General features: G+C 69.8%; 23 protein-coding genes. 12 read left to right on the top strand and 11 right to left on the bottom strand.

The features are described from left to right. Positions 1-82: 82 nt before the first annotated feature. Positions 83-463 (top strand): hypothetical protein, encoded by a 381-nt coding sequence (locus tag ACFWV3_RS16545; protein WP_382412082.1) that lies wholly within the window; start codon positions 83-85, stop codon positions 461-463. On the opposite strand, the gene ACFWV3_RS16540 is transcribed toward ACFWV3_RS16545, so the two are convergent. Then, the gene (locus ACFWV3_RS16540) at positions 442-1,671 is read right to left on the bottom strand and encodes a ThuA domain-containing protein (protein WP_382412081.1); all 1,230 of its coding nucleotides are present in this window, start codon (positions 1,669-1,671) and stop codon (positions 442-444) included. The two genes, ACFWV3_RS16545 and ACFWV3_RS16540, sit on opposite strands and share 22 nt — an antisense overlap. Before the next feature lie 104 nt (positions 1,672-1,775). Next, positions 1,776-2,609: a lytic polysaccharide monooxygenase gene (locus ACFWV3_RS16535; RefSeq protein WP_382412343.1), complete on the bottom strand. Its 834-nt coding sequence runs from the start codon at positions 2,607-2,609 to the stop codon at positions 1,776-1,778. Between the two features lie 102 nt (positions 2,610-2,711). Here ACFWV3_RS16535 and ilvA point away from each other — a divergent pair, with 102 nt between their 5' ends. Next, positions 2,712-3,947, top strand: coding sequence for a threonine ammonia-lyase IlvA (gene ilvA / locus ACFWV3_RS16530; RefSeq protein ID WP_382412079.1), 1,236 nt, complete (start codon positions 2,712-2,714; stop codon positions 3,945-3,947). A 533-nt stretch (positions 3,948-4,480) separates the two neighbouring features. Here ilvA and ACFWV3_RS16525 read toward each other — a convergent pair. Both ACFWV3_RS16525 and ACFWV3_RS16520 read right to left on the bottom strand, forming a co-directional pair. Further along, positions 4,481-5,125, bottom strand: a complete 645-nt coding sequence (locus tag ACFWV3_RS16525) for a DUF4360 domain-containing protein (RefSeq protein ID WP_382412078.1) — start codon at positions 5,123-5,125, stop codon at positions 4,481-4,483. Between the two features lie 54 nt (positions 5,126-5,179). Continuing rightward, the gene (locus ACFWV3_RS16520) at positions 5,180-5,803 is read right to left on the bottom strand and encodes a DUF4360 domain-containing protein (RefSeq protein WP_382412077.1); all 624 of its coding nucleotides are present in this window, start codon (positions 5,801-5,803) and stop codon (positions 5,180-5,182) included. Positions 5,804-6,113: 310 nt separating this feature from the next. Between ACFWV3_RS16520 and ACFWV3_RS16515 the strand changes: the two genes are divergently transcribed. Beyond that, positions 6,114-6,359, top strand: coding sequence for a mycoredoxin (locus tag ACFWV3_RS16515; protein ID WP_089919660.1), 246 nt, complete (start codon positions 6,114-6,116; stop codon positions 6,357-6,359). On the opposite strand, the gene ACFWV3_RS16510 is transcribed toward ACFWV3_RS16515, so the two are convergent. From ACFWV3_RS16510 to ACFWV3_RS16500, 3 genes are all read right to left on the bottom strand, one after another. After that, the gene (locus tag ACFWV3_RS16510) at positions 6,356-6,844 is read right to left on the bottom strand and encodes a DinB family protein (protein ID WP_382412076.1); all 489 of its coding nucleotides are present in this window, start codon (positions 6,842-6,844) and stop codon (positions 6,356-6,358) included. The two genes, ACFWV3_RS16515 and ACFWV3_RS16510, sit on opposite strands and share 4 nt — an antisense overlap. A 43-nt stretch (positions 6,845-6,887) precedes the next feature. Further along, on the bottom strand, positions 6,888-7,949 hold the full coding sequence (locus ACFWV3_RS16505) for a glycoside hydrolase family 19 protein (RefSeq protein WP_382412342.1): 1,062 nt from the start codon (positions 7,947-7,949) through the stop codon (positions 6,888-6,890). Between the two features lie 641 nt (positions 7,950-8,590). Then, entirely contained in the window at positions 8,591-8,977 is a 387-nt protein-coding gene (locus ACFWV3_RS16500; RefSeq protein WP_382412075.1) for a VOC family protein, read from the bottom strand. 321 nt (positions 8,978-9,298) lie between these two features. Here ACFWV3_RS16500 and ACFWV3_RS16495 point away from each other — a divergent pair, with 321 nt between their 5' ends. After that, entirely contained in the window at positions 9,299-12,502 is a 3,204-nt protein-coding gene (locus tag ACFWV3_RS16495) for a GH92 family glycosyl hydrolase (RefSeq protein ID WP_382412074.1), read from the top strand. Here ACFWV3_RS16495 and ACFWV3_RS16490 read toward each other — a convergent pair. Beyond that, complete coding sequence (locus ACFWV3_RS16490) at positions 12,489-13,169, bottom strand: alpha/beta hydrolase (protein ID WP_382412073.1); 681 nt, start codon at positions 13,167-13,169, stop codon at positions 12,489-12,491. The genes ACFWV3_RS16495 and ACFWV3_RS16490 overlap by 14 nt on opposite strands. Positions 13,170-13,202: 33 nt before the next feature. Here ACFWV3_RS16490 and ACFWV3_RS16485 point away from each other — a divergent pair, with 33 nt between their 5' ends. Then, positions 13,203-14,096 (top strand): phosphotransferase, encoded by an 894-nt coding sequence (locus ACFWV3_RS16485; RefSeq protein WP_382412072.1) that lies wholly within the window; start codon positions 13,203-13,205, stop codon positions 14,094-14,096. Here the strand turns inward: ACFWV3_RS16485 and ACFWV3_RS16480 are convergent. Further along, positions 14,091-14,999: an RluA family pseudouridine synthase gene (locus ACFWV3_RS16480; protein ID WP_382412070.1), complete on the bottom strand. Its 909-nt coding sequence runs from the start codon at positions 14,997-14,999 to the stop codon at positions 14,091-14,093. The two genes, ACFWV3_RS16485 and ACFWV3_RS16480, sit on opposite strands and share 6 nt — an antisense overlap. Positions 15,000-15,092: 93 nt before the next feature. Here ACFWV3_RS16480 and ACFWV3_RS16475 point away from each other — a divergent pair, with 93 nt between their 5' ends. After that, the gene (locus tag ACFWV3_RS16475) at positions 15,093-15,956 is read left to right on the top strand and encodes a DMT family transporter (protein WP_382412069.1); all 864 of its coding nucleotides are present in this window, start codon (positions 15,093-15,095) and stop codon (positions 15,954-15,956) included. Here the strand turns inward: ACFWV3_RS16475 and ACFWV3_RS16470 are convergent. Next, positions 15,859-16,746, bottom strand: a complete 888-nt coding sequence (locus ACFWV3_RS16470; RefSeq protein WP_382412068.1) for a LysR family transcriptional regulator — start codon at positions 16,744-16,746, stop codon at positions 15,859-15,861. The genes ACFWV3_RS16475 and ACFWV3_RS16470 overlap by 98 nt on opposite strands. An 80-nt stretch (positions 16,747-16,826) precedes the next feature. Between ACFWV3_RS16470 and ACFWV3_RS16465 the strand changes: the two genes are divergently transcribed. Next, positions 16,827-17,429, top strand: a complete 603-nt coding sequence (locus ACFWV3_RS16465) for a hypothetical protein (RefSeq protein WP_382412067.1) — start codon at positions 16,827-16,829, stop codon at positions 17,427-17,429. Between the two features lie 10 nt (positions 17,430-17,439). Beyond that, a complete protein-coding gene (locus tag ACFWV3_RS16460; protein ID WP_382412066.1) occupies positions 17,440-18,114 on the top strand; it encodes a fibronectin type III domain-containing protein in 675 nt (224 codons plus the stop codon). Between the two features lie 179 nt (positions 18,115-18,293). Here ACFWV3_RS16460 and ACFWV3_RS16455 read toward each other — a convergent pair whose 3' ends face one another. Further along, positions 18,294-18,938, bottom strand: a complete 645-nt coding sequence (locus ACFWV3_RS16455) for a hypothetical protein (protein ID WP_382412065.1) — start codon at positions 18,936-18,938, stop codon at positions 18,294-18,296. Positions 18,939-19,183: 245 nt separating this feature from the next. Between ACFWV3_RS16455 and ACFWV3_RS16450 the strand changes: the two genes are divergently transcribed. The 4 genes from ACFWV3_RS16450 (at position 19,184) to ACFWV3_RS16435 (ending at position 25,599) form a co-directional block, all read left to right on the top strand. Further along, positions 19,184-21,334 (top strand): hypothetical protein, encoded by a 2,151-nt coding sequence (locus ACFWV3_RS16450; RefSeq protein WP_382412063.1) that lies wholly within the window; start codon positions 19,184-19,186, stop codon positions 21,332-21,334. Continuing rightward, complete coding sequence (locus ACFWV3_RS16445; protein WP_382412062.1) at positions 21,331-22,296, top strand: AAA family ATPase; 966 nt, start codon at positions 21,331-21,333, stop codon at positions 22,294-22,296. The genes ACFWV3_RS16450 and ACFWV3_RS16445 overlap by 4 nt, the downstream gene beginning before the upstream one ends. Next, positions 22,293-23,399, top strand: coding sequence for a DUF58 domain-containing protein (locus tag ACFWV3_RS16440; protein ID WP_382412061.1), 1,107 nt, complete (start codon positions 22,293-22,295; stop codon positions 23,397-23,399). The genes ACFWV3_RS16445 and ACFWV3_RS16440 overlap by 4 nt, the downstream gene beginning before the upstream one ends. 166 nt (positions 23,400-23,565) lie before the next feature. Continuing rightward, on the top strand, positions 23,566-25,599 hold the full coding sequence (locus tag ACFWV3_RS16435) for a transglutaminase domain-containing protein (RefSeq protein WP_382412060.1): 2,034 nt from the start codon (positions 23,566-23,568) through the stop codon (positions 25,597-25,599). Positions 25,600-25,626: the final 27 nt, after the last annotated feature.

The following is a 25,626-nucleotide window of genomic DNA, read 5'->3' as shown; positions in this document are numbered from 1 at the left end:
GTCTCAACAGCGGAGGGTGTTCGCGCGACCGTGAGCGGTCACGCCCGTCCACCCGCTCACCACGTCGCGGAGGTCAGGGGACATGGCGCTGGCTGAACGACAGGGTGACTTCCACCGGGCCGTGATCGACGTCGTCTACGAGACGATGAACCAGCTGGCCCGGCCGGACTCGCCGCCCCACGAGGTCGTGGAGCTGCGCGAACGGCTGCGCGACGCGCTGCCGTGGTGGCGGGGTCTGCTGCGGGTGCACGAGCCGAACGAGCGGCACCGCTGCAAGTCGTGCCGCACCTGGTACGGGCGCCACCACGCGTGGCCCTGCCCGGTGTGGCGGGACGCGGTGCAGGCGTTGCACCAGCTCAACGACATGTACGGCTTCCTGGCCGCGTCCCACCCGGTCTCCGCGGACGGGAGACCGGGGGAACGCGTGACCGTGACCTGGCCTCAGCCCAGCCGGAACGACTGAGCCGCCGACCCGGTGCACGTCGCCTGGGTCAGCTGCACGCCGTCGGTCGATCCCGAGGACGCGCTCAGGCACTTGCCCGAGTGGCGCGCCGTCAGCGTCGAGTAGCCGTCGCTGCCGGTCGTGACGCGCCACTGCTGGTTGGTGCCGCCCGTGTAGTCCCACAGCTGGATGCCGGCGCCGTCCGCCGTGGACACGTCGGTCACGTCCAGCACCTTCAGCGGGTCGTTGCGGTACTCGAGGCGCGAGTAGCCGTCCGACGTCGCCACCGCGCGGAAGTTCTGCGCCGTGGTGCCGTTGCAGGAGTACTGCTGGATGACGGTGCCGTTGGTCAGGCCAGCGGCCTTGGCGTCGACGCACTTGCCGTTGCCGCGGTTGACCGCCGTCTTCCACTCGCCCTGCGGCGGGGGAGTGCCGCCACCGCCGAGCCAGAGCAGGCTGTCGATCAGGAACGTGTTCTGCGTGGCGCTCGCGAAGGTGGACGACAGCGGCTTGTTGGCCGCGTAGTCCATCGCGTTGTGGCCGAAGTTCGCGTAGACCATCTTGAAGTTCTTGTTGGTCCACATGATCGGGTAGTAGCCGCTGCGCCACTGCTGGTTCGGGTCGGTGCCGAGCGGGAAGCTCGACGGGTCGACGCTCGCCAGCACCTGGATGTTCGAGTTCTGCCGAAGGTCGCGGTCCCAGCTGTACCACTCGCTCACCGCGGAGGTGAACTTCTCCGGCAGCCGCGCGGTCGACGGGTGGCTGCGCGTCTCCACCTTCAGCACCGCCGTGGTCGGTCCCCACGTGTTGCTGACGAAGTTCCCCTTGGCGAGGAACGTGTTGTGGTACCAGGACCACTCGTTCGCGTTCTGGGTGAACGCGCTGACGTGGAAGCCGAAGAACCCGCCGCCGGCCTCCACGTACCGCTGGAAGCCCGCGCGTGCGGCGGACCCGGTCGGCGCGTCGTCGAGGAAGACCACGACCTGCGCCTGTGCCGGGGTGAGGTTGTTGAGGCGGTTCCAGTCCGTCGTCGCCTCGTAGGTGAAGCCGTTCTCCTGGCCCGCGCGCGTCAGCCAGGGGTTGGCCTCGTTGACGAACGCGATGTGTGCGGCGTCCCAGGTTCCGTTGTAGAACGCCAGGACCTTGAACGGTGCCGCGTGTGCCGGGACACCGACCGGGACGAGCGTCGCGGCGACCAAAGCCAGCAACGCCAACAGTTTACGAGCCATGCAGGCACACCTTCGTCTCGCAGGGGTTGCGCGCCCGAAGATCACCTTAGTAGTGGTCTAGACCTGATGGGGACCGGTCCCGTTCCGGTCCCGGACCGGGACGTTCACAGAATTCTTCTGCGCCACAACATGATCGCGCCGAGGGCGGTGAGCCCGCCGAGTGCCGCGACGATGGCCGACAGGCCGATTCTCGTTGCGGTGGAAGGTGGTTGTTCGGCACTCGACGCAACGGGGACGGGTCGTGGGGTGCTCGACTTCGCGAGGGTGGACGGCGGTGCGGACTTCGTCGTCGGCTGGGTCGTGACAGGTGCGGCTGCGGCGGGCGGAACTGCGGCGGGTGGGGCTGTCGCGGGTGGGGCCGCGGCGGCCTGGGGAGCGGGGGCGGCGGCGATCTCCACGTCGGTGCACGAGTAGTAGGTGTCGGGCGTGTCGGAGTTCTGCCAGACGGTGTAGATCAGGTGCCGGCCGGTCCGGTCCTTCGGCAGCTGGACCTTGAACTCGTAGCCGCCGTTCACGAGCGGGGGAGAGGGCACGGTCAGGAACTGCTCCAGGTCGGCCCACCGCAGCGGCTGGGCGGGCGAGTAGCCGGGGCGGGTCGCGTAGAACCGGAACGAGCCCTGGTGCGGGATCGTCGCGCGGTAGGTGAACGCGGTGCTCTTGAGCTTCGTCGCCGGCCACTGCGCCGACGGGACGTCGAGCCCGGCGTACTTCGCGATCCCGGCGCTGCACAGCTTGCCGTCGGGCACCCGCGCCGCGTCCCGGCCGGCCACGTTCGGCAGCCGGATGTTGTCCCACTCCGTGGACGGCAACCCCGCCGCGATAGCGCCGCGACAGGGCGAGGATGATGCTGTGGGTTGTCCTGGTGAGCACAGATAGGCCCTGCTGGCGGGGTCCGTGGGCGCGCCATGAGCGTGCGCGGGGACCTCACAGAGCAACACGAGCAGCGCTACCGCGCCCACAAGGCGGAACAACTGGCACCTCCCCTGTCCTTCTAGGGGTACGCGTGCCAGACCCGAGTCGTTCACGGAAGATGTATTGACATGTCCTTCGCTGATGAGGTGTCCGCGGCCGCAGCCCGGCTGGGCGGAGTCGCGCGCACGACCCCGCTCGAGGTGAACCAGCGGTTGTCCGAGCGGACCGGCGCGCGAGTGTGGCTCAAGCGCGAGGACCTGCAGGTCGGCCGCTCGTACAAGCTGCGCGGCGCGTTCAACCTGCTCTGCCAGACCGAGTTCGCCTTCGGCGGCGCCGTCTGCGCCTCGGCCGGCAACCACGGCCAGGGCATGGCCTACGCGTGCCGCCGCCTGGGCATCGAGGGCCGCGTGCACGTCCCGCGCACCACCCCGCGCCAGAAGCGCGACCGCATCCACGCCCTGGGCCAGGGCATGGTGCAGCTGGTCGTCGACGGCGACACCTACGACGACGCCGCGGCGCTGGCCAAGGAGTACGCCCAGGCCACGGGCGCCACCCTGGTCCCGGCCTTCGACGACCCGCGCACCGTCGCCGGCCAGGGCACCGTGGGCCTGGAGATCGTCCAGCAGCTCGGCGGAGCCCCCGACGTCGTCGTGGTGCCCATCGGCGGCGGCGGCCTGCTGTCGGGCGTCGGCACGTGGTTCAAGGAACGCTTCCCGCGCACCCGCATCATCGGCGTCGAGCCGGCCGGCGCGGCCAGCATGATCGCCGCCATGCAGGCGGGCGGCCCGGTGACGCTGCCCGAGGTCGACTCGTTCGTGGACGGCGCCGCCGTCCGCAGGGCGGGCGAGGTGACGTTCCCGATGGTGCGCGACAGCGGCGCCGAGCTGCTGACCGTCGCCGAGGGCGCCGTCTGCACCGAGATGCTGGAGCTGTACCAGATCGACGGCATCATCGCGGAGCCCGCGGGAGCCCTGGCCTCCGCTGCCCTGCTGGAGGAGATCTCGGTGGCGCCGGACTCCACCGTCGTCTGCCTGCTCTCCGGCGGCAACAACGACGTGTCGCGCTACGCCGAGGTCGTCGAGCGCTCGATGATCCACCGAGGCCTCAAGCACTGGTTCCTGGTCGAGTTCCCGCAGGAGCCGGGCGCGCTGCGGCGGTTCCTCGACGACGTGCTCGGCAAGGACGACGACATCGTGCAGTTCGAGTACATGAAGCGGGACAACCGGGAGACCGGTGCCGCGCTCGTGTGCATCGAGCTGGGGCGGCGCGAGGACTACGACCTGCTGTGGGGGCGGATGAAGGAGTCGCCGCTCAGGATCCAGCACGTGGAGCCGGGGTCGACGGCTTATCGGTTCCTGATCTGAGCCGGACGAGGTTCTGGTCCAGGGTGGTCGCCGTGCGTTGACCGCGCGAGTTCCAGCGAGTTCCAGCAAGTTCCAGCAAGTTCCAGCGTGGTCGCCGATGCGGTCTGGTGCCTGTTCCAGCGTGGGCGTGCACCTCGGACGAAAGACTGATGTACATCGCCGCTCCGCGACGATTGCGATTGGGGCTTGACTTCGGGGCCCTTGCGAGGCGCTGGTTCGGCCGGAAAAGGCCGGATGCTTCGCAACCGGCCGATCCACGAGTGGTAGCACCTCGCACCCAAAGTCAAGCCCCAATCGCCAAACCACGAGTGGGTGCACCGCTACCCATCTGTGCAAGGTCTGTACGGCTCGCCTTCGGCGTCGCGGTCGCGAGTGCGTGGGGGGTTGTTACTGCTCGCCTTCGGCATCGCTTGGGGCCTCGGCTTCGCCGTTGGCGGTGCGGCGGTCTGTTCCGCGTCTCGCCGGCGTGCGCGTGGGCGTGCCGGGCACCCCGTGAGCGGGATGCCCGGCACCTGGACGGATGGCCTGAGGGGCTAGCGAGGAGGCGGGCAGACCTTCCAGGCGAAGTGGTACGTCGTCTCGATCGACCCGTCCGTCGAGTCCATCGCGATGAAGCTGGTCAGCTTCTTCGGGTCTGAAGTGCCCGCGCTGACCCGGAGTTCGGTGTTGATGTTGAAGTTCCGCTTCTCGCCGCACGGGTGGTAGACGATGGCGGCCACGTCGGTCGTGTCGGTGGCCTGCCAGTCGTCGCTGAGCGGGCCCTTGTAGTTGTGCTGCTTGTACTCCGTCTGCGACATGCCCTGGAAGTAGTAGTTCGCCTTCTCCAGGGCCGTGGCGCCGCGTTCGAGGTGGGCGAAGCCCCGGTAGTCGGTCGACGAGATGCCGTAGGTGAAGCCGGACGGGACGTTCACGCGCAGGTTCAGCTGGCAGTTCTTGCGGAAGTCGGTGGGCAGGGCCTGAGGGCCGACCTGCGCCATGAACTCGCTGTAGGTGACGGTGAACGCCTTGTTGTCCGGGCTGACGGCGACGGCGGCCGTTCCCGCGCGGCAGCCGGAGCCGTTGATCGTCACGACGTCGATCGTGATGTGGTCCGGCGGGGGCGTGTCGTTCGGGGCGCCTCCCGGCGGGAAGACGATCGTCGACATCGCGAGCGCGGCCGCGGCCAGGGTGGTGAGCATGGGGCACCTTTCCGTCTGGGGTTCAACGATGAACGGGCGGCGGCGAGAGGTGCGTCAGCAGTGCTTCCAGGAGAACTGGTACTTCGTGCTCACGCTGCTGTCGGTGGAGTCCATCGTCATGAAACTGTTCAGCTTCGACGTGGTGCCCGCGTTCACGCGCAGTTCGGTGTTGATGTTCAGGTGCCGGATTTCCCCGCACGGGGCGTAGATGATTTCCGAGACGGTCGCGCGATCGGTCGCCTGCCAGTTGTCGCTCTTCGGGCCGGCGAAGTTGTGGGTGCGGCTCGCACCCTGTGACATGCCCTGGAAGTAGTAGTTGCCCTTTTCCGTTCCGGTGGCTCCCGGCTGCAGGTTCGCGAAGCCGCGGTAGTCGGCCTGGGCGATGCCGAACGTGAAGCCCTGCGGATAGCTCACTCTGATGTTGAGCTGGCAGTTCTTGCGGAAGTCTGTCGGTGCCGCACCCTGTCCTGCCTGGGCGAGGTACTCGCTGTAGGTCACCGTGAACGCCGTGCGGTCGTCGGCGGCCGCGACCGCCGCGGTGCCGGCGGGACAGCCGGAACCGTTCACGGTGACGACGTCGATCGTCACGAAATCGGGAACATCAGCAGCTGCCTGGGCGGCCGGCGCGGTCAGGGCCGCGGACAGCGCGAGGGCAGCGGCCGCCACCTTTTTCAGCATGACCAGCCTTTCTGTTCAGCGAGAAGCGATAGCGGCGGCGGATTTCAGACGATATCGGAAACCCTCCGTGGTGATGGGCCGCCGATTGGGTGACTGAAATAGTCGGTGGTCGGTCGTGGAATGCACGACGAAATGCACGCCGGAAATTCTCGGCGCGCGCGAACCATGCTCACCCAGGGTGCGAGGAATTGACCTGACGATTGTCTGACGATCGCCGTGGCGCGCGGCACACCGGCACCCCGGGAAGAAGTGCCCTGCACCCGGCGTTGACACTGGTGACTTCGCCCTGACTCGACGAGGAGAGCGCCTGATGGCTCCCGACCAGCTGACCGTCTACTCGACCTCGTGGTGCGGCTACTGCCGGATCCTGAAGAGCTCGCTCGACCGCGAGGGCATCGAGTACGTCGAGATCAACATCGAGGAGACGCCCGGCGCGGCGGACTTCGTGATGAGCGTGAACGGCGGCAACCGCACGGTGCCCACGGTCCACTTCCCGAACGGCGCGGCGCTCACCAACCCGTCGCTGGCACAGGTGAAGGAACAGCTCGCGGCCTAGGACCACTCGTACAGGGACGCCGTCGTCGACTGACCGTCGAGCGACTCCCGGAGGATGTCGGCGTGGCCCGCGTGCTGCGCGGTCTCCCGGATCAGGTGCAGCACGATCCGCCGCACTGACATCGGTTCCGGGTTCGGGTCCCACGGCGCGGACGGCGGCCTGACCCCCTTGTCGAGCGAAGCGGTGCGCACGGCCTCATCGGTCGCGCGCACCGCTTCGTCGTAGGACCTGAGCAACAGCTCGAAGTCGTCGCCGTTCCACACGTACTGGCGGCCGTCGAGCCATCCTCGCGGACGGCCAGGCTGCTCGGTCAGGACGTGGGTCCAGCCCCGCTCACACCAGGTGAGGTGCTTGAGCAACCCACCCAGCGTGAGCTCGCTGACGGTCGTGCGCTTCACCGCGTCGGCGGTGGTCAGACCCCGCATGGTGACGCGGAACGTGTCGCGCTGATCGTTCAGTTCGTGCAGCAGGTCGTCGAGCTCCATGGTCCCGATTGAAACCAGCGGTGCTCGAGTCCCGGCAGGGCGGCTAGCAGGAGAGGTTGCCGCCCGGCGTCACACCGATGGTGCCGGTGATCCGCTGGTAGTTCGAGACGCGGCTCTGGACCTGGCCGGGGTTGCCGCCGTTGCACTCGAGCGAGCCGTTGATGCTGCGGATCGTCTCGCCGAAGCCGCGGGAGTTCACCATCGCGTCGTGCGGCGTCATGCTGCCCGGACCGCGCTGCGTCATCCAGTACCAGATCGCCGTCCTCCACGCGGTCGTGGAGTTCTGCGCCACCTGCCACGGGTTGCCCAGCAGGTCGAGGCCGAGGTAGTCGCCCGCGGCCTTGTAGTTGAAGTTCCACGACAGCTGGATCGGACCACGCCCGAAGTAGGCGTAGGTACCGGCCGGGCAGCCGTACCACTGGCTCTCATCGCAGAGGTCGTTGTTCTTGTTGATCTCTTCGATGTAGACGAAGTTGCCGGTCTCGTGCGCGGTGTTCGCGAGGAACGCCGCCACTTCCTGCTTCTTCACCGTGTCACTGCCGGTCGTGCCGAACGCGGGGATGGTGCGTGCCGCGTCGACGAAACCCTGGTAGGTGTAGAAGCTGTTGCGACCGGAGAACAGCGAGTTGAACTGCGACTCGCTGATGGGGAAGCTCCCGTTGCCGGGGTCGCCGCCACCGCAGTTGTGCGGTTCCCAGTACCAGGTCGAGATGACCGGGTCGTAGCCGGGGTTGTCGTGCTCGGCGATGTAGTACGAACCGTTGTAGCGCACGATGTTGCCGGTGTAGTACTGCCGGCCCGCGACCCAGTCGGTGGCGCTGGAACAGCTACCGCCGGGGGTTCCGGTACCGCCGCAGCTCGTCGGCTCCCAGTACCAGGTGGAGACCGTCGGGCTGTAGCCGGGGTTGTCGTGCTCGGCGATGTAGTAGTTGCCTTCGAATCTCACGATCGAGCCGGTGGTGTACCACTGACCCTGGACCCAGTCCGTGAAGGTGCAGGCCTGCGCGGACACTTCTGCCTGTGAAGATGCGGTCGGAGCGATGATGGCCACGGTCGCCGCCACCACTCCCGCCGCGAGAGACGCCAAGATGCGTTTTTTCAGCAAGGTCACCCACTCCTGGTGTCTGTTGTGCGTAGGAGGAAACATGGATGTGAAACAGTGCTGAGGTTGGCATCAGTGGTCCAGACCAGTCAAGGGTCTAGACCTGTTCTGTCATCGAACGGCTACTGCGGGTAGAGGTTTTGGGGTGGCGGCCACTGCGTGTTACCGCTCTCATGTGGGGGACAAGGGTTTTCTGGGGTGCCTGTGAGTGGCGGGGTGGTTGACGCGACTTCGTGGGTGGTTGCGTTGGTGCGTGCGGGTTCCTGTTTACGGCGCGGGGCTCTGCCCCGGACCCCGCCAACTGATCAAAGACCGGCCAGCGCCGTCTGCGGGTTGATGGCACGCCTGTTGCTTTGGGCGGCTTGCTGTTGCGTACGTGTGCGAATCCCGTGGGGTGGTCCCGTCACGAGCAGTGCTCGAGGCAGCCACACCTGAGAGGGGATGTCAAACGGCCGAAAAGCGTGGCCGTTTGACATCCCCTCTCAGGCGCGACTAAACGCGTCAGCACTGCTCGTGACGGGACCACCCCACCTGAGCGTGTGGGAAAAGCCAAGAGCAAAAGCAAAAGCCAAAGCCAAGGCAGCTCGGCTTCGCCGTCGCCTTGGCTCGCCTTCGGCCTCGCGGCTGGTCGCCTTCTGCTTGCGTCAGGCGCTGCCTGAGCCGTACGGGCGCGTGATGATCTCCAGCGCGTGGCCGTCCGGGTCGTTCCAGTACACGCCCCTGCCGCCGTCGTGGGTGTTGATCTGCTGCGGCTGGGACTTGTACGGGTCTGCCCAGTAGTCGAGGTTCTGGGCCCTGATGCGGCCGAAGATCTCGTCGAACTCCTCTTCGGTCACCAGGAACGCGTAGTGCTGGCCGACGATCGGGCCTGGGACCGTCATGAAGTCGAGGGAGACGCCGTTCGCCACCTCCACCACGGAGAACGGGCCGAAGCGGACTGCGTCCGGCAGGCCCAGGAGGGTGGTCAGGAAGCGGGCTGAGTTGTTCTGGTCCGTGGCGTGGACGATGGTGTGGTTGAGCTGTACGGGCATACGTCCTGCCTACTCGCGTGTCAGGGGATTGTCAGCGCGATTTTCGGTGATCACTCGTATGTCCGTGAAGCAGTTCGCCGGGGAGTGCCGCTGACACGACGCCGGACAGCTGCAAGGGTGGGAACAGCAGTCAGCTCGCCCCCGTCGAGCTGTGGGGCAAGCCGGCGGCAACGTTGTCGAAGTGCACCGCTGCCTACGGGATGATCGGCGTCCAGCAGGACGACAACTTCGTCGCGTCCGGTACCAGCCTGTCTCGCGGTCGCCGGAGTTGTCATGGGTCAGGGCTGGTCCGGACGGCGGCGTTCCGACAATACTGCCCCCATGCGGACACTGGTTGTAGTCGGACTGTTACTAGGGTTAACAGTTCCTGCTCAAGCGGCTCAGGCGGCTCAGGCGGACGAGGACCCCTCGTCCCTGGTGAACCCCTTCGTGGGGACGCAGAACTTCGGCAACACCTTCCCCGGTGCCTCGGTGCCGTTCGGGATGGTGCAGGTCAGCCCTGATACGGGAGGTCAGGGCGGGTACGACTACAAGGCCACCTCCATCTACGGGTTCTCGCAGACGCACCTGTCGGGCGTGGGCTGCGGCGTCATGGGCGAGCTGCCGGTCATGCCGACGGTCGGGTCCGTTGACAACGTTGACATCAACGCCTACAAGTCCGACTTCAGCCATTCGGACGAGACGGCGCAGCCCGGGTACTACCGGGTCGGGCTGTCGAAGTACGGGGTGAACGCCGAGGTCACGGCGACGCCGCGGACCGGGTGGCAGCGCTACACGTTCCCCTCGTCGGCCGCGGCCAACGTCCTGTTCAACACCGGCAGGTCGAACCAGACGGTGCTGGACTCGGAGATCCACGTCGTCGGCGACCGGACCATCGAGGGCCGGGTGCGCAACGGGCGGTTCTGCGCCGGCAAGGACGAGCACACCGTCTACTTCACCGCGTCGTTCGACCGGCCGTTCGCGTCGTTCGGCTCGTGGCGGGGGACCGCTCTCACCCCTGGTGGCCGGGACGCCGCCGGGACGGGTGGGAACGGTGCGTGGGTCACGTTCGACGCCTCGGCCGACCGCGACGTCGTGCTGAAGGTCGGCCTGTCGTACACCGGGATCGAGGGCGCGCGGAGGAACCTCGCGGCGGAGGCTCCTTCCTTCGACTTCGACGCGGTCACCAAGGCCGCCAAGGACGTGTGGAAGAAGCAGCTGGAGGCCGTCAAGATCTCCGGTGGCCCGCGGGACCGGCAGGTCGCGTTCTACACCGCGCTCTACCACTCGGTGATGCACCCGAACCTCGCCGGTGACGTCGACGGGCAGTACACCGGCTTCGACAACAAGGTGCGCACGGCCTCGGGATACACGCCGTACCAGAACTTCTCGCTCTGGGACACGTACAGACCGCAGAACCAGCTGCTGCAGATCCTCGAACCGAAGGTCGCCCGTGACGTCGCGCTGTCCGTCGTGGCCAGCGGGCGGGACGGCGGGTGGCTGCCGCGCTGGGCGCTGGCCTCCTCCGAGACCAACATCATGACCGGCGACCCGGTCACCCCGTTCCTCGTCGAGGCCTGGTCGAAGGGCCTGCTCAAGGGGTACGAGGAGGAGACCTACCAGCTCCTGCGCACCAACGCGACGTCGTTGCCGCCCGCCGACTCGCCCTACAACGGGCGGTCCGGCGTCACCTACTACCAGGACCGCGGCTACATCCCGTCCGGCCTCGAGCTGGGCGTGGACTGCGCGCACAAGGGCGGCGACAACGACTGCGTGCACCCCGCCTCGGCCACGCTGGAGTACTCGGCCGCCGACGCGTCGCTCGCGTTGATGGCCAAGGGCCTGGGCAAGAAGGCGGACGCGCGGATGTTCGCCGACCGCGGCCAGTGGTACCGCAACCTGTGGGACGCCTCGATCGGCCAGTTCCGGCCGCGCACCGAGGCCGGCACGTGGCTGACGCCGTACAACCCTGTCGACGCCTCGCACCAGTTCCACGAGGGCGGCGCCTACCAGTACCAGTGGCTGGTCCCGCAGGACCCGGCCGGCCTGGTGGCGCTGATGGGCGGCCGCAAGGAGACGGAGAAGCGGCTCGACTCGTTCTTCGCCTACGACAAGCTGCTCATCGACCCGGCCGGCACCGCCCGGCAGGACTGGATCACCGAGCCGTACGACTACTACGGCAAGCCGACCTACAACCCGAACAACGAGCCCGACCTGCTCGCGCCGTACATGTACCTGTGGGCGGGCGCGCCGGCGAAGACCGCGACGGTCGTGCGGGCGGCGATGACGTTGTTCACGACGGGTCCGGACGGCATGACGGGCAACGACGACCTGGGCACGATGTCGGCCTGGTACGTCTTCTCGTCGCTGGGCCTGTACCCGACGTTCAACGGCGCGGACTTCCTCGCGGTGTCGTCGCCGCAGTTCGAGTCCGCGACCGTCCGGATCGGACAGTACGGCTCGCAGGGCGGCACGCTGACCGTGTCGGCGAAGGGCGTGTCGGACACCAACCGGTACATCAAGAAGGTGTCCTTCGGCGGTCGTGACGTGGGCAAGACCTACCTCACCTGGACCGCGTTGCAGCGCGGCGGCAAGCTCACCCACGAGGTGTCGTCGAAGCCGTCGTCGTGGGGCACCGGCAGGTCGGACGAGCCGCCGTCGCTGAACGACGGCAACGCCGACTCGCGCCGCGCGGTCTCGGCGTCGCTGCGCAACTCGGAGATCGTGGTGCCCACCTCGGACACCGCGCAGTCGCTGACGCTGCAGCTCGACGTGCTGGCACAGTCGCCGGGCGCGACCACGGTGCGTCCGCAGGTGACCGCTCCGGCGGGCTGGAAGGTGAGCGGTGCCAAGCCGGTCACCATCGTGTCGAAGCACCTGCCGACGCAGAAGACCGTGCCCCTGACGGTGTCGATACCGGCCGGGGTCGCACCCGGCTCGTACGAGATCGCGGTCAAGGTCGAGTCGGTGGCGCTGAAGGCGGTGATCGAGGTCAAACCGGCCGCGATCTGCGCGTTCTCGACGTGTTCGGTGGACGTGACGCCGGAGCTCAACCACGACGGCACGGCCACGGTCGCGGACTCCACCTCCGGCGACTTCGACGGCGGCGGCTGGAGCTACGACGCCGACCTGTTGCCGCCCAAGGGACCCGTGACGTGGGGCGGCATCACCTACCAGGCACCGGACCCGACCGGCACCGCGCCGAACTTCGTCGAGGCACGGGGCCAGGGCATGCTGCTGCCGCCCGGCCAGTTCTCGTGGCTGCACGTCGTGGGCTCGTCCCACAACGGACCGGTGTCGGCCGCCTTCACCGTCTGGTACACCGACGGCACCTCGGCCGAGGTCGCCGCCACCGTGCCGGACTGGGCGAACGGCGGCCCGACCGTGCTGGAGATGCCACACCGCATCAAGGCCGGTCAGGGCATCGACGGACCGCCTGTGCGGCTGTTCGGCCAGTCGCTGCGCCTCGACGCGACGAAGACGGTCCGTTCGGTGACGTTGCCGGACGACCCGCGGGTGGAGCTGTACGCGCTCACGCTCGCCTGAGGATGATCGCGGCGACCTCCTGCGCGCGCGGGATGTGCGGGCAGTGGTCGCCGTCGATCTCGACCGGGGTGACGCCGAGCCGCTCACGGGCGGTCCGGCTCATCCACTCCGGCCTGATGGTCCTGTCCTGACGCGGCACGATCACCGTGCTGTCCGGCGGGTCGTCGTGCCGATGGCGTTGGGTGAAGGCACCTTGCGGCTGGAAGAGTCGCAAGGTGCTCAACGCGAACCTCAACTGCGCCAGATCGCAGTCGTGGAACAGGAAGTAGGCGCTGACGGCCTGGTCGGTCAGCAGGTCCGCGCCGGACCACTCGAACCACTCCGGCGGGAACATCTCCGCACCGTGGTCCTGCAGCTCCTCCATCATGCTCATCCCGCCGGTCAGGTCCGCGATCAGCGCGCCGACCCAGACGATGTGCCGCGCCTGGAGCTTCTTCGCGGTGGCGGGAGCCAGCAGGCCGCCGCCCGAGTGCGCGACCACGACCGGGTTCTCCGCGTCCGGGAACTGGCGGGCGACCTCGTCGGCGTAGTCCTCGGCGAGCCACTCCGGCCGGTCGGTGGGCAGGTCGGCGGCGAACGTGCGGTGGCCGTGCTGCTCCAGCTCCGCTCGCAGCGGCTGCCAGCAGGCCGGGGTTTGGGTGGTTCCGTGCAGCATCACGAAGTCCATGACCCGCAATACTGGCCCTGGAACACTGGCAGCGTGGAGCTCCTCGGCAGCAGTCAGCGGTCGCACGTCCGGGCCGACGGCGACCGGATCGTCAAGCAGGTCATCGGCGACCAGGCCGCGTTCGACCGCGAGATCACCGCGCTGACGCTCGCCGAGCACACCGGCGTCGTCCCCCGCATCATTGAGGCTGACCACGACACCCGGACCGTGGTGCTCGAACGGCTCCGCTCCGACCCGCCGCGCGAAGACTGGGTCGTCGACTACGCCCGCGGGCTCGCCCGTCTCCACATGGCCACGGGACCGGAGCACGCCGGAGCCCTGCCGCGGCAGGAGGTTCCCGATCCGACGCCGTTCCTGCGGTTCGTGCGCGCGCTCGACGTCGAGATCGGCGGCGCCGAGGACGAGCTGGCGTTCGAGGACACCGGGAAGTTCGACCTGCTGCACGGCGACCCGTGTCCCGGCAACGACCTGTACACCGAGCAGGGCGCCCGGTTCGTCGACCTCGAAGGCGCCGCGCTCGGCGACGGGCTCACCGAGGTCGTCTACCTGCGGATCGGGTTCCCGACGTGCGCGATCGTCACGGAGACGCCGGAGGAGCTGCGAGAGGCCGCCGAACAGGCGTACTTCGCGGAACGCGGCTTCACCGCGAGCCTGGAGGACGCCTGCGTGCGCTGGCTGGTGCAGGGCGACGCGCTGGTGCAGCGGCTCGACCGGGACGGCCGCGACCACCTCGCCAGGGTCGTCGACGAGGACTGGTTCTGGTACAGCACGACGGCCCGCGGGCGGCTGATGTACCGGACGCGGGTCGTGTCGACGTTCACCGAGACGCACCCGAGGACGAGCGCGCTGGCACGACGCCTGCTCGACCGCATGAACCGGCTCTGGGAGCCGCGGCCGATCGGGACCGTCCGCACGCACGTCTCATGACCAGGCGGACAGCGACAACCGCGAGGTGAACGAGCGCTCGACGCCCGACACCGGGTCCACGAAGGACAATGTCCGCGCCAGCAACTGCAACGGCGCCGAGAAGTCGTCCAGCGGACGCTCCTGGAGCACCGGGTAGAAGTCGTCGTTCAGGATCGGCACGCCGAGACCGGACATGTGCAGGCGCAGCTGGTGGGTGCGGCCGGTCAGCGGCCTCAGCCGGTAGCGGCCCAGCCCGTCACGGTGCTCCACGAGCGACACGTGCGTCTCGGCGTTCGGCTCGCCGTCGACCTCGAACGCGGTGATGATGCCGCGCTCCTTGACGATCCGCGACCGCACCACGCGCGGCAGTTCCAGCGAGGCGTCGTACGGCGCGACCGCCTCGTACTCCTTGGACACCACCCGGTCGCGGAACATCGTCTGGTACTTGCCGCGCAGCTCACGACGTGCAACGAACAGCACCAGGCCGGCCGTCACGCGGTCCAGGCGGTGCGCGGGGGAGAGGTCGGGCAGGCCCAGCGAGTCGCGCAGCTTCACGAGCGCCGTCTGCATGATGTGCTGGCCGCGCGGGATTGTCGCCAGGAAGTGCGGCTTGTCGGCGACCACGATGTCGTCGTCCTGGTGGACCACCCCGACGTCGAACGGGACGGGCACCTCGACGGGCAGGTCGCGGTGGAACCAGATGTAGGAGTTGGGCACGAACGGCGCGTCGATCCCCAACGGGCCGGAGACGCTCCAGATCCGTTCCTCCCGCAGCATCTCGGCGATGCGCTCCGACGCCACCCGCGGCAGTCGTTCGACGAGGTGGTCGCGCAGCAGCAGCCACGGGCCTTCCGGAGGCAGCTTCAGGCGGGCCGCGTCCAGGCCGTTGCGCTGGGGGAGGGGGGAGGAGGGTTTGCGTCTCATCGCACCGGCCAGTCTAAACGGTCGGAAAAACCGAACGACATCGCTCGAAAACATTCGCTGTACCGAAGAGACCTGGTCAACAAGGCTGGACGCATGTCGGTCTTCCTCGTCCTCGGCTCGGTCGTCTCGCTGCAGTTCGGCGCCGCCTTCGCCAACCAGCTCTTCGGCCAGATCGGCGCACCGGGTGCGACGGCGCTGCGCCTCGGCATCGCGGCGCTGATGCTCGCGGTGGTCGTCCGGCCGAAGTTCCGGCAGGAGACGCTCGTGCTCGGGATGACCATGGCCGGCATGAACGGCACGTTCTACCTCGCGCTCGACCGGATCCCGCTGGGCGTGGCGGTGACGATCGAGTTCCTCGGGCCGCTGGGGCTGGCGGCGGCGCTCAGCAGGCGGGCGCGGGACTTCGTGTGGGTCGGGCTGGCACTCGTCGGCGTGGCCGTCCTGGGCGTGCGCGAGTACACCGGCGCGAAGCTCGACCTGATCGGCGTGGTGCTCGCGTTGATCGCGGCGGTGTTCTGGGCCTGCTACATCCTCGCCGGGCGCAAGCTCGCGACCGCCGGGCTCGGCACCGGTGGTCTCGCGGGAGCCAGCCTGATCTCGGCGGCGCTCACGCTGCCGTACGGGCTGTCGACGGCCGGCACCGCGTTGTTCGAGCCCCGGATCCTGCTGCTCGGCACGCTGGTGGCGCTGCTCGCGTCCGCGATCCCCTACACGCTGGAGATCAAGGCGCTCAAGACGTTGCAGCCCAGCACGTTCGGCGTCGTGCTCGCCCTGGAACCCGCCGCGGCGGCGCTGGCCGGCGCGATCCTGCTGGGCCAGCACCTCGGCGTGGTCTCGTTGTGCGGCATGGCGCTCGTCATCACCGCCGGGGTCGGAGCGGCGCTACGGAGAGCGCCAGCGCCTCGCGAAACGCCAGCACCGCGGGATGCTGACCTCGTCCTGCCCGTGCCGCAGTGAACAGCAGCCGGGACATCGGCACCGGCAGCTCGTGCAGGTCGACGGTGATCTCGCGGTCGTACCAGACCAGGTCGGGCAGCAGCGCGACCGCGAGGTCCCGTTCCACGAACCGCAGCTTCACCAGCACGTCGGTCGACGAGAACCGTACATCGGGCTCGAAACCGTTGTGCCGGCACCAGTTCACGTTGAACGTCCGCTGCGGGTAGCTCTCCGGTTCCATGATCCACGGGTAGGAGCCGATCTCGCCGGCCGGCAGTCCACGCGGGACGGCCAGCCGGATCGGGTCCCGGTACAGTTCCCGGTAGTCGAGGCCGGTGAACCTCGCCTCCGGCTGGTCCGGCCACTCCTCGGCGAAGACCAGGTCGAAGTCCCTGGCGTTCAACGCGGAGAGCGCTTCCGCGGGGTCCAGCACCTGGAACTCGATCCGCAGCGACGGGTGCTCGTCGCGCATCCGCGCCAGCGTCGCCGGGATCAGCGCCAGCGCCGCCGTCTGGAACGTCGCGACCCGCAGCGTGCCGGTGATCTCGTGCAACGACGCGGCGACCTCCGACTCGGCCTGCTCCAGCCGCGCGAGCACCTCCTCGGTGTGCCGCACCAGGATCTCGGCCTGCGGCGTGAGCTTCACCCGCCGCCCGACCGGTTCCAGCAGGGGCACGCCGACCTCGTTCTCCAGCAACGACAACTGCTGCGACACCGACGACGGGCTGTAGTTCAACGCCTGCGCGACGGCCGCGAGCGTCCCCCTTCGGGACAGCTCGCGCAGCAGTCGCAGGCGGTGGAGGTCGAACATCCGATCATTATCCGATAAGGTGCCGTCACCGCCCCCTGAGAAAACGTGCTGTCCTCAGCACGTCTTGAGGAGGTATCGGTATGTCCACACGACTCCGCATAGCGGCGGGGATCGCGGCGGCGGCCGGACTGCTCGTGTCGGGTGTCCCGGCACAGGCCCAGGTCGAGACCGGTCCGTGGACCAGCTACTCGCCGTCGTTCACCGTGCAGGAACGCGGCTGCGGCACCGTGAACGACCTGACGTTCCAGCTCACCTGTTCCACCGCGGACGGTGACCAGCGCGCCGAACGCCGCTACGCCACCTACTCGGGCGGCACGCGGCAGTTCGAGGGCAGCTTCCGGATCACGAGCCTCGGCGGCACCCGCGTCAGTCTCAAGCAGACGTTCCGGGAGTCGCCCGACACCGGGCCGTTCTACATGCTCGCGGTGGAGCGCGGTGGCCGGCTCTACGCCGTCCACGGCGGCACGACCGTCGCGACCGGGGCGACCGTGGGCACGACCGTGCGCGTCAACACCGTGCACAACACGGCCACCGAGATCCGCACGTACATCAACGGTTCGTCGAAGCACAAGTACGCGACGAACGGGTCGAGCTTCTACGACAAGTTCGGCGCGTACCGCACGTCGAGCGGCCAGGGACCGGCCACGGTCGTCTGGAGCAACATCAAGTTCTGGCGCAAGTGAGCTGTCCTTCTTGACCAGAAGCGGCTTTGTGCTCGTGGGACTGCTGTTCCTGGCTGCCTGCGGCCAGGAACAGCGGGACCCCGTGCTGACGTCCGAGCTGACCTCGCCGATCGACGTGACGCTGCACTGGCGTCCGGAGGCGGGGGTGGCCGGACAGGTCGTCGAGTACGCGAACGCGGCCGACGGCGACTACGTGGTCCTGGAGTTCGCTCCGCCGGACCGGGACTCCTACCGGCATCCGGACCTGATTCCGGAGACGGCGTTCTACTACCGGGTCCGGCCGTTCAGCGGGCCTGCCTCGGCCTCGGTGGACATCGCGCTGCCACCGGGTGACGAGGTTCCGGAGACGGACGGGCACGCGTGGGCGGAACCGCGCAAGGGCGGTGGTGGGACGCGTCCGGTGGCATCGCCAGAGGCGGCACCGGGGAAGTTCGGGTTCGAGGTGAAGCACGCCAACGGCATCCTCTTCACCTGGGAGGACCACGCGTCGGACGAGGAGGGCTACCTGATCGAGCTCAGGCCCGCGGGTGCGCGGGACTGGCGGGTCGCGGCGCAGCTCGACCCGGACGTCACGTCGTTCGGGCTGATCACGCTCCCAGACGAGAAAGCCGCGACGTATCGGGTGCGGCCGTTTCGATTCGGGTCACCGTCGAACGTGACGCACCAGCGGACGGGGCAGGTCTGAGCGCGTGTCTGGCACACCACGCGCTCGCGGCGAGGAGCAATGCCGCGAGCGCGTAGGGCCAGATCGTGGCTTCCGTGACCGCCAGGCCGACGTTCGTCGCGGACAGCAGTCCGAAAACGCCGCTGAGCAGCCACCAGGTGAGTTGATCTTCGCGCGCGTGGGCCGTCATGACGGCCCGGCTACCCGTTCTCGAGCTCCCTCACACCCTCTTCTTCCTCTTTTTTCTCACCGCGGCGGCGCATGAAGCCGAAACCGGGGATGCCGAGGATGGCCTGGCGCATGTCGCTCGTGACCTCGAGCAGCTGGTGGACCTCGGGCCCGACCTTGTCGAGGGTGGCGAGGATCGGGAGGATGTCGCTGGTCAGGTGCTCGGTGAGGACCGGCAGCTCGTCGACGAGCTTGATCGCGGCCTCGACCTCCTGCGGCGAGAGCTCCTCCACGAACCGCTGCGCGAGCGGCTGGGCCTGCTTGGCGATGGGCTCGTAGATCCCGATCAGCTCGTTCGCGGTGTCGGCGGTGTGGCTCGCGGTCGTGACGACCAGCCCGGCCCGTTCCGCGACGTCGCTCGCGCTCGCGGTGATCGCGCGGACCTCGTCGACGGCCTTCTCCGCGTCCGTCACGACGTTGGCCGTGCGCTCCACCAGCTCGTCGGCTCTCGCGACCACGCCGTCGACGGCGTCGATCGTGCTGTTGACCTTGCGGACGAGCTGTTCCACCTCGCCGATGAGGCTCAGCACGCGGCTGGGGACGGCGGCGACGGCGGCCGTCGTGTCGAGGGCGGCGCCCAGCGCCTGCTTGGCAAGTCCCATGCCGGGGATCTCCATATCTCCACTTTATTCACGTTCCAGCCGTCGCGCGGAGCAAGCGAGCACGTGTCGGTCCTGAACCGTTCGGCCGATCGGGTTACCCGGTTCGGTGCAGAGTCATTCGGTTTCCGAAAGTGTCAGACCCCGTCATTACTGTCGCTGATGTCTGCCAGTCGGCTGATCGGGCGATCCGGGAACCCCGCGCCGTCCGAAGTTGTCATAGCCGGGGGTTAGCATCCCCGGCGGGCGAGGGAGGGCGCGCAATGTCTTGGTGGCACCGGATCAGACGAGTCATCTCCGGTGGAGGGCGGGAGTCGGCGAGCTTCGTCGCGGCGCTGCTGGGGGTGCTGGTGCTCGCGGGCGCCGCGCTCGGGCAGGGCATCTCGCGGACGTCGGTCGCGGTGTCGGACGGGCTCACCTGGCTGGGCGACGACCAGCGCGGTGAGGTCGTGCAGGTCAACCCCGTGTCGGGCAAGCCGCAGACGCGCCTGCAGATCAGCGGTCCCGACTCGCAGCTCGAGATCGCGCAGGAGGACGGCAGGCTGATCGTCCTGAACCGGCGCACCGGCGAGATCACCGTCATCGACCTGGCCACGCTGCTCGCGTCCGGCCGCCGCCAGGCGCCGCCCGGTGCGACGAGCAAGGTGCTGGTGTCCAACGGGATGGTGTACGTCGTCGACCGTGCGGCCGGCACCGTGCACACCGCCGATCCCTTGACGCTGGCCGACGTCGGGCAGACCTGGGAGGCCGGTCAGCCCCTCGCCGACGCCGTCGTGGACGAGCGCGGCGTGCTGTGGCTGGTCGACCACGGCGGCACGTTGCGGTCGCTCGACTGGTCCGACGACGAGGAGCGGTTCCAGGAGCGCTCGCACAAGCAGATCAGCGGCGCCGGTCCGCGCACGGTGCTCGTGCCGCACGACCAGGGCGTCACGCTGATCGGTCTCGACGGCGGTGTCGTGGTGCGCGACGGCACGGGCGAGGACGTGTCCCGCTCGACCGACCGCACCGACGCCCTGGTGATCGCGGCGCAGACCGCGCCGACGGACCTGGTACCCGCGTCGGTGCCCGACTCGTCCGCGGTCGTGCTCGTGGTCGACGGTCAGGTGCAGCGCGTCGACGTGGGGACGCTGGGGTGCCCGAAGCCGGGGCGTCCGGCCGTGTTCCGCGACAAGGTCTACGTGCCCTGCAAGGGTTCCGGCAAGGTCATCGTCCTCGACCGCGGCGGCAAGCGCGGCGGCGACGACGTGCGCACGTCCGGCGGGTCCGACCCCGAGCTCGTCTTCGACGACGGCCGGTTGTTCGTGAACGTGCCGGGCTCCTCGACGGGCGTGCTGGTCGACACCGACGGCGCCACGCGGTCGTTGACGATCCGCAGTCCCGAGCTGCCGGTGAAGGACCCGGACCGCTCGCCGCCGCCCTCGGTGCCGCCGCCCCCGCCGCCGAACCCGAACGAGCCGGTGAAGCCGCCGCGCAACCCCGGCAACACCCCCAACGGCCCGGTGACCACGGAGGTCCAGCCGCCGCCGTCGTCCGCGCCGCCGTCGTCGTCCTCCGGCGGGTCGGCTCCGGCCGCGCCCGCGGGTGTGACGGTGCGGGAGAAGTCGCGCTCGTCGTCGGCGCTGGTCGTGACGGTGAGCTGGAGCGCGGCCGCGTCGGCCGACCCGATCGTCGGCTACACGGTGTCGGGGTCCGGGTCGTTCAGCGGCGGCTCGGTGTCGGCGCAGGTGGCCGGGACGTCGACCGACCTGTCGGTGCCGTGCTCGGGTTCCAGCTTCTGCTCGGGCGGCCGGCTGGACGTGACGGTGCGCGGGTCGACGGCCTCGCAGGCCGGTGCGGCGGGCATGGCGGCGTTCACGGTGTCGCCGCCCGCGACCACGAACCCGCCGAACACCCCGCCGCCCAACACGCCTCCGCCGACCACGACCACCACGACTCCGCCGTACACCCCGCCGCCGACGACGACCACGACCACCCCGCCGCCTGCGCCGTCGTTGCCGACCGCGGGTGCCACGGTGATCACGTCGATCACGGGCGGCCGCCTCGTGCAGTCGCGCCGGGTGAACATGGCGCCACCCGCGGACTGGGCGAACCACAACGGGCGCTGCGAGGTCGTGAACAAGACCTACGGCTACTCGGTCGGCATCGCGTGCAACGCGACCACCGCGACGATCGACCTGGACGAGGGCAGCAACGCGATCGTCGTGCGTGCTTACGCGGCCAATGGCGCCGGTCAGGTCGACTCCGCGCAGAAGAACGCGATCTTCACCTACGACGAGTGCGCCGGGAAGCCGAGCTGCATCCCGAAGATGGCGCCCGCGGGTGCCGGGACCGCGCCGATGGGCGCGGGTGGTCTCGGTCTGCTGGCGTGCGCGTTCCTGCTCCGCATCGGTGTTCGGAAGGAAGACGAGAAGTGATCGACACCGGTGAGGTCTCCGCCTTCCGCGACCTGCACACGCGGCTCGGCGACGCGGTCGAGTCCGCCGTGCGCGGCAAGCGCGACGTGGTCGACCTGGTGCTGGTGGCCATGTTCGCGGGCGGCCACGTGCTGCTCGAGGACGTGCCGGGCACGGGCAAGACGACGCTGGCGCGTGCCGTGGCCGGTGCGCTCGGCGGCATCTCGCGGCGCGTGCAGTTCACGCCCGACCTGCTGCCGTCCGACGTCACGGGCACCTCGGTCTACGACCCGCAGACGGGCCAGATCCGGTTCCGGCCGGGTCCGGTGTTCGCGAACATCGTGCTGGCCGACGAGATCAACCGCGCGGCGGCCAAGACGCAGTCCGCGCTGCTCGAGGTCATGGAGGAGCGGACCGTCACCATCGACGGCGTCGGGCACGCGGTGCCCGACCCGTTCCTGGTGGTGGCGACGCAGAACCCGATCGACCTCGACGGCACGTACCGGCTGCCCGAGGCGCAGCTGGACAGGTTCATGCTGCGCACCTCGATCGGCTACCCGTCGGTCGAGGACGAGCTGGACGTGCTGCGTCCCGGCAGCGGCGCGGGCCGGATCGCCGACGTGCGCACGGTGACGTCGCCGCGCGAGGTGAGCGCGTTCAGCGGCCGCCTGCAGCTGCTGCACGTGGCCGACCCGATCCTGCAGTACGTCTCCGCCCTGGGCACGGGCACGCGCACCGACGACCGCCTGCGCCTGGGCACCTCGACGCGTGGTCTGCGCACGCTGGTCCGCTGCGCCCAGGTGTACGCGGCGTCCAAGGGCCGGCACTTCGTGGTGCCGCAGGACGTCCAGGACATCGCGGAGCCCGTGCTGGCCCACCGCCTGGTGCTGACGCGGGAGAGCGTGCTGGCGGGCGTGACGACGTCCGAGGTGCTGGCCGACGTGCTCTCGCGCGTGGCGGTGCCCAAGCCCGCGGCGCAATGAGACTCACGCTGCGCGGCACCGGAACGGCGGTGCTGGGCCTGCTGATGCTGGGCGTGGGCCTGTGGTGGCGCTACGCGGGCATGGCGGCGTTCGGCCTGGCCCTGACCGCACTGGTGGTCGCCTCGCTGGTCTCGGTCGTGGTCGCGTCGCCGCTGTCGGTGTCGCGCACGGTCCGCCCCCGCACGGTGCCCCGGTTGGCGCGGTGCAGCGGGCGCCTGGAGCTGTCCGCAGTGGGCCGCTGGCCGGTCGCGCTGGACGCCGTCGACATGGTGGCGGGCTCGCCCATGACCGTGGACGTGCCGCTGCTGAAGCCCGGGACGGTCGAGGCCGTCGACTACGCGATTCCGACCGAACGCCGAGGCGTGTTCGACGTGGGCCCGCTGACGTTGCGCCGCAGGGGTGTGGCGGGCCTGGCGCAGGCGCGCACCGTCCTGGGCGAGGTCGTGCAGGTCCGCGTCGTCCCGCGGGTGCTGCTGGTCCGCGGCCTGCCGTCGGGAGCCCGCCGCGGCCAGGTGGGCGCCGACGAACGCGTGGAGCGCGGCGGCACCGACCTGGTGGGCCTGCGCGAGTACGTGCCGGGCGACGACCTGAGGCGCCTGCACTGGGCCACCTCGGCCCGCACCGGCACGCTGATGATCCGCGAGGACGCCGACCCGGCCCGCCCGCACCTGGCCGTCCTGCTGGACGACAGCACGTCGTCCTACGCCGACCCCCAACGCTTCGAGGAGGCCGTGGAGGTCGCGGCCTCCCTGGTCACCTCGGCCCTGGAACAGGGCCACCCGGTGCGGCTGCTGACGTCGTCCGGCGGCACCGACATCGAGGAGAACCAGGACTCGGCCCCGATCCTGGCCGCACTGGCCGACCTGGAGCTGCAGGACACCGACGGCCGCCCGACCGTGCCCGTGCGCGACCTGGACGTGGTAGCCGTGATCAGCGGCAGGACGGTCCCGGCCCTGGTCCTGGAGGCCGGGCGGGCCGCGTTCGGCACGGTGCTCGTGGTGGACGAGAAGCGCCCGGCGGCTGCCTCCGGGTCGGTGCTGGTGCTCAGCGGCGCCAAGGCGGAGGACCTGGTGGACTCGTGGAACGCGGTGGTGGCCCGATGAGCCGCACGCAGCCGCTCGTGCCGGCACCCCGCACGCCAGCCGCTCCACGCGTGACATGTCCGGTCGCCGTGCCGCCGACTCTGGGCGCCGCGCGCTCGGACACCGCGCCCCCTCTGGCCGTGCCCCCTGCGCGCCTCACCCACGTCCAGGCCCCGGCGGTGGCGCGATGAGCCAGGCCACCGGTGCACGTCTCGGCGGGGTGATGAAGTACGCCTGGGTCTCCGCACTCCTCGTCGTCGGCTCCCTCCAGCTCGCCCAGGCCTGGGACGGCGCGTTCCTCTACTTCGGACTGGCCGCCTTCACCGGCTTCCTCGCCCTCCTGCTCGCCCGGCTCGTCCCGGCGGGCCTGGCCGCGCTGGCCGTGATGGTCCTCGCCCTCACGGCCGGGTTCTTCGCCGCCAGGGGCGCCTCGCCGGACCGCGACCCCACCTGGGTCCTGCTGGACACCGTGCCGAGGCTCCTCACCGCCGCCCGTCCGGCGCCCGCGACGCCCGAGCTGCTCGTCCCCGGCCTGCTGCTGATCATCGGCATCTCGACGGGCACGGTGCTGTCGGTGACCAAACGCGGCACGGCATTGTTCGTGCCAGCGCTCGGCGTGGCGACGCTGTACGTGTCGGCGGCGCTGCTCACCACGGGCCGCGCGGACAAGTACGGGCTCGTGGCGCTCACGCTGGTGACCCTCCTGGCGCTGGGCTGGCTGATCATCGACCGGCGCGGGCCCGTCGTGCCGCCCGCGGTGCTGGCCACGGCGCTGGCGGCGTTGACGCTGCTGGCGTTCGTGTTGCCGACCAACGGGTTCGAGCCGCGCAAGCTCGTCACGCCGCCGATCACCGACATCGCGATCTCCAACCCGCTGCCGCAGCTCGCCGCGTGGGCTGCGCAGGGGGAGGCCGAGCTGTTCCGGATGCGCGGGCCCGAGGTGCCGGTGCGGCTGGTGACGCTCAGCCGGTACACGGGCGCGTCCTGGGAGGCGGCCGCGACCTACGGGCCGCTCGGCGTGGTGGACCCGCCGGACCTGCCGATCGGCGGGAAGTCCCAGAGCGCCAGCGCCGACCTGGTGATCACCGGGTTGCAGGGGGAGTGGCTGCCCGGCGTCGGCAAGCCGCAGGCGGTGTCGCTGAGCGACGCCATGGTGGACCCGGACACCGGGTCGCTGGTGGTCGCCGAGGGCATCAGGACCGGGCTGAGCTACACGGTCCGCGGTGTCCTCGAGACGCCCGCCGACACGGATCTCGCCGAGGCGCAGGTGCCGGCGAACGCGACGAGGTACACGGCGTTGCCGCGGCTGCCGTTCACGTTGGCCGAGTACGCGCGGCAGGCGACGGCCAACGCGCGCACGCCGTACGAGAAGGCCGTGGCGCTGGAACAGGTCGTGCGCCTCAACCGCCGCCCGGACGCCGAGGCGCCGGTCGGGTCGTCCTACGCGCGGCTGGAGACGTTCCTGTTCGGTTCGCCCGGCGAGTCCGGTGCCAGCGCTGGCACAGCCGAGCAGTTCGCCTCGTCGTACGCGGTGCTCGCGCGGGCGGTCGGTCTCCCGACGCGCGTGGTGGTCGGCTTCCAGCCGGTGCCGGAGCAGAACGGCGAACGGATCGTCCGCGCGGCCGACGCCACGGCCTGGCCGGAGGTGTACTTCAGCGGCTGGGGCTGGGTGGCGTTCGACCCGGTGTCGGGCAACGGAAGCGGCCCCAGCGCCGCCTCGAAGCGCGAGGTGCTGAACCGCTTGGCGTCGACCACTGCGAAGCCCACGCCGACCTCACTGCAGTCCGTACCGCCGCTGGTGCAGCCGACGGCCGTGCGGCCCGACGCCGTGGCCGCGCCCGAACCGGCGACGAGGTTCCCGTTCTGGGCGCTGACGCCGGTGCTGCTGCTGGTCGTCCTCTACGTGGCGCGCACCTCGCGCCGGCTGAGGCTCAGGTCCGCGGGCCCGGTCGGCGCGTGGACCGAGGTGCTCGACTCGCTGCAGCTGGCCGGCCTGAAACCGAGACCCAGCCGCACGGTCCCGGACGTCGGACGAGACTGGGGCGAGCCGGGGCAACGGCTCGCCGTGCTGGTCGACCAGGCCGCTTTCGCCCCGCAGCCGGCGAAGACCGAGCAGAGCTGGCGGCTGGCCAGACAGGTGCGCAAGGCGGTGCGGCGCAAGGCTTCCTGGTGGCGCAAGGTGGTGTGGGCGGTGGACCCGCGGCCGTTGTTCCGGCGCTGACGAACCATCGGCGCCGGAACTCCGGCA

This window comes from Lentzea sp. NPDC059081 (assembly GCF_042738015.1).
Classification (GTDB): domain Bacteria; phylum Actinomycetota; class Actinomycetes; order Mycobacteriales; family Pseudonocardiaceae; genus Lentzea.
Note: the sequence above shows the minus strand (reverse complement) of the source record. Positions and strands in the feature narration are given on the sequence as shown.

Excerpts from the sequence above, each read along its gene's own strand:
- ACFWV3_RS16520 (WP_382412077.1), bottom strand. The coding sequence starts at position 5,803 with ATGCTGAAAAAGGTGGCGGCCGCTGCCCTCGCGCTGTCCGCGGCCCTG.
- ACFWV3_RS16525 (WP_382412078.1), bottom strand. The coding sequence starts at position 5,125 with ATGCTCACCACCCTGGCCGCGGCCGCGCTCGCGATGTCGACGATCGTC.
- ACFWV3_RS16465 (WP_382412067.1), top strand. The coding sequence starts at position 16,827 with ATGTCCACACGACTCCGCATAGCGGCGGGGATCGCGGCGGCGGCCGGA.
- ACFWV3_RS16475 (WP_382412069.1), top strand. The coding sequence starts at position 15,093 with ATGTCGGTCTTCCTCGTCCTCGGCTCGGTCGTCTCGCTGCAGTTCGGC.
- ACFWV3_RS16450 (WP_382412063.1), top strand. The coding sequence starts at position 19,184 with ATGTCTTGGTGGCACCGGATCAGACGAGTCATCTCCGGTGGAGGGCGG.
- ACFWV3_RS16495 (WP_382412074.1), top strand. The coding sequence starts at position 9,299 with ATGCGGACACTGGTTGTAGTCGGACTGTTACTAGGGTTAACAGTTCCT.
- ACFWV3_RS16515 (WP_089919660.1), top strand. The coding sequence starts at position 6,114 with ATGGCTCCCGACCAGCTGACCGTCTACTCGACCTCGTGGTGCGGCTAC.
- ACFWV3_RS16455 (WP_382412065.1), bottom strand. The coding sequence starts at position 18,938 with ATGGAGATCCCCGGCATGGGACTTGCCAAGCAGGCGCTGGGCGCCGCC.
- ACFWV3_RS16500 (WP_382412075.1), bottom strand. The coding sequence starts at position 8,977 with ATGCCCGTACAGCTCAACCACACCATCGTCCACGCCACGGACCAGAAC.
- ACFWV3_RS16545 (WP_382412082.1), top strand. The coding sequence starts at position 83 with ATGGCGCTGGCTGAACGACAGGGTGACTTCCACCGGGCCGTGATCGAC.
- ACFWV3_RS16490 (WP_382412073.1), bottom strand. The coding sequence starts at position 13,169 with ATGGACTTCGTGATGCTGCACGGAACCACCCAAACCCCGGCCTGCTGG.
- ACFWV3_RS16480 (WP_382412070.1), bottom strand. The coding sequence starts at position 14,999 with ATGAGACGCAAACCCTCCTCCCCCCTCCCCCAGCGCAACGGCCTGGAC.
- ACFWV3_RS16470 (WP_382412068.1), bottom strand. The coding sequence starts at position 16,746 with ATGTTCGACCTCCACCGCCTGCGACTGCTGCGCGAGCTGTCCCGAAGG.
- ACFWV3_RS16510 (WP_382412076.1), bottom strand. The coding sequence starts at position 6,844 with ATGGAGCTCGACGACCTGCTGCACGAACTGAACGATCAGCGCGACACG.
- ilvA (WP_382412079.1), top strand. The coding sequence starts at position 2,712 with ATGTCCTTCGCTGATGAGGTGTCCGCGGCCGCAGCCCGGCTGGGCGGA.
- ACFWV3_RS16540 (WP_382412081.1), bottom strand. The coding sequence starts at position 1,671 with ATGGCTCGTAAACTGTTGGCGTTGCTGGCTTTGGTCGCCGCGACGCTC.
- ACFWV3_RS16440 (WP_382412061.1), top strand. The coding sequence starts at position 22,293 with ATGAGACTCACGCTGCGCGGCACCGGAACGGCGGTGCTGGGCCTGCTG.
- ACFWV3_RS16435 (WP_382412060.1), top strand. The coding sequence starts at position 23,566 with ATGAGCCAGGCCACCGGTGCACGTCTCGGCGGGGTGATGAAGTACGCC.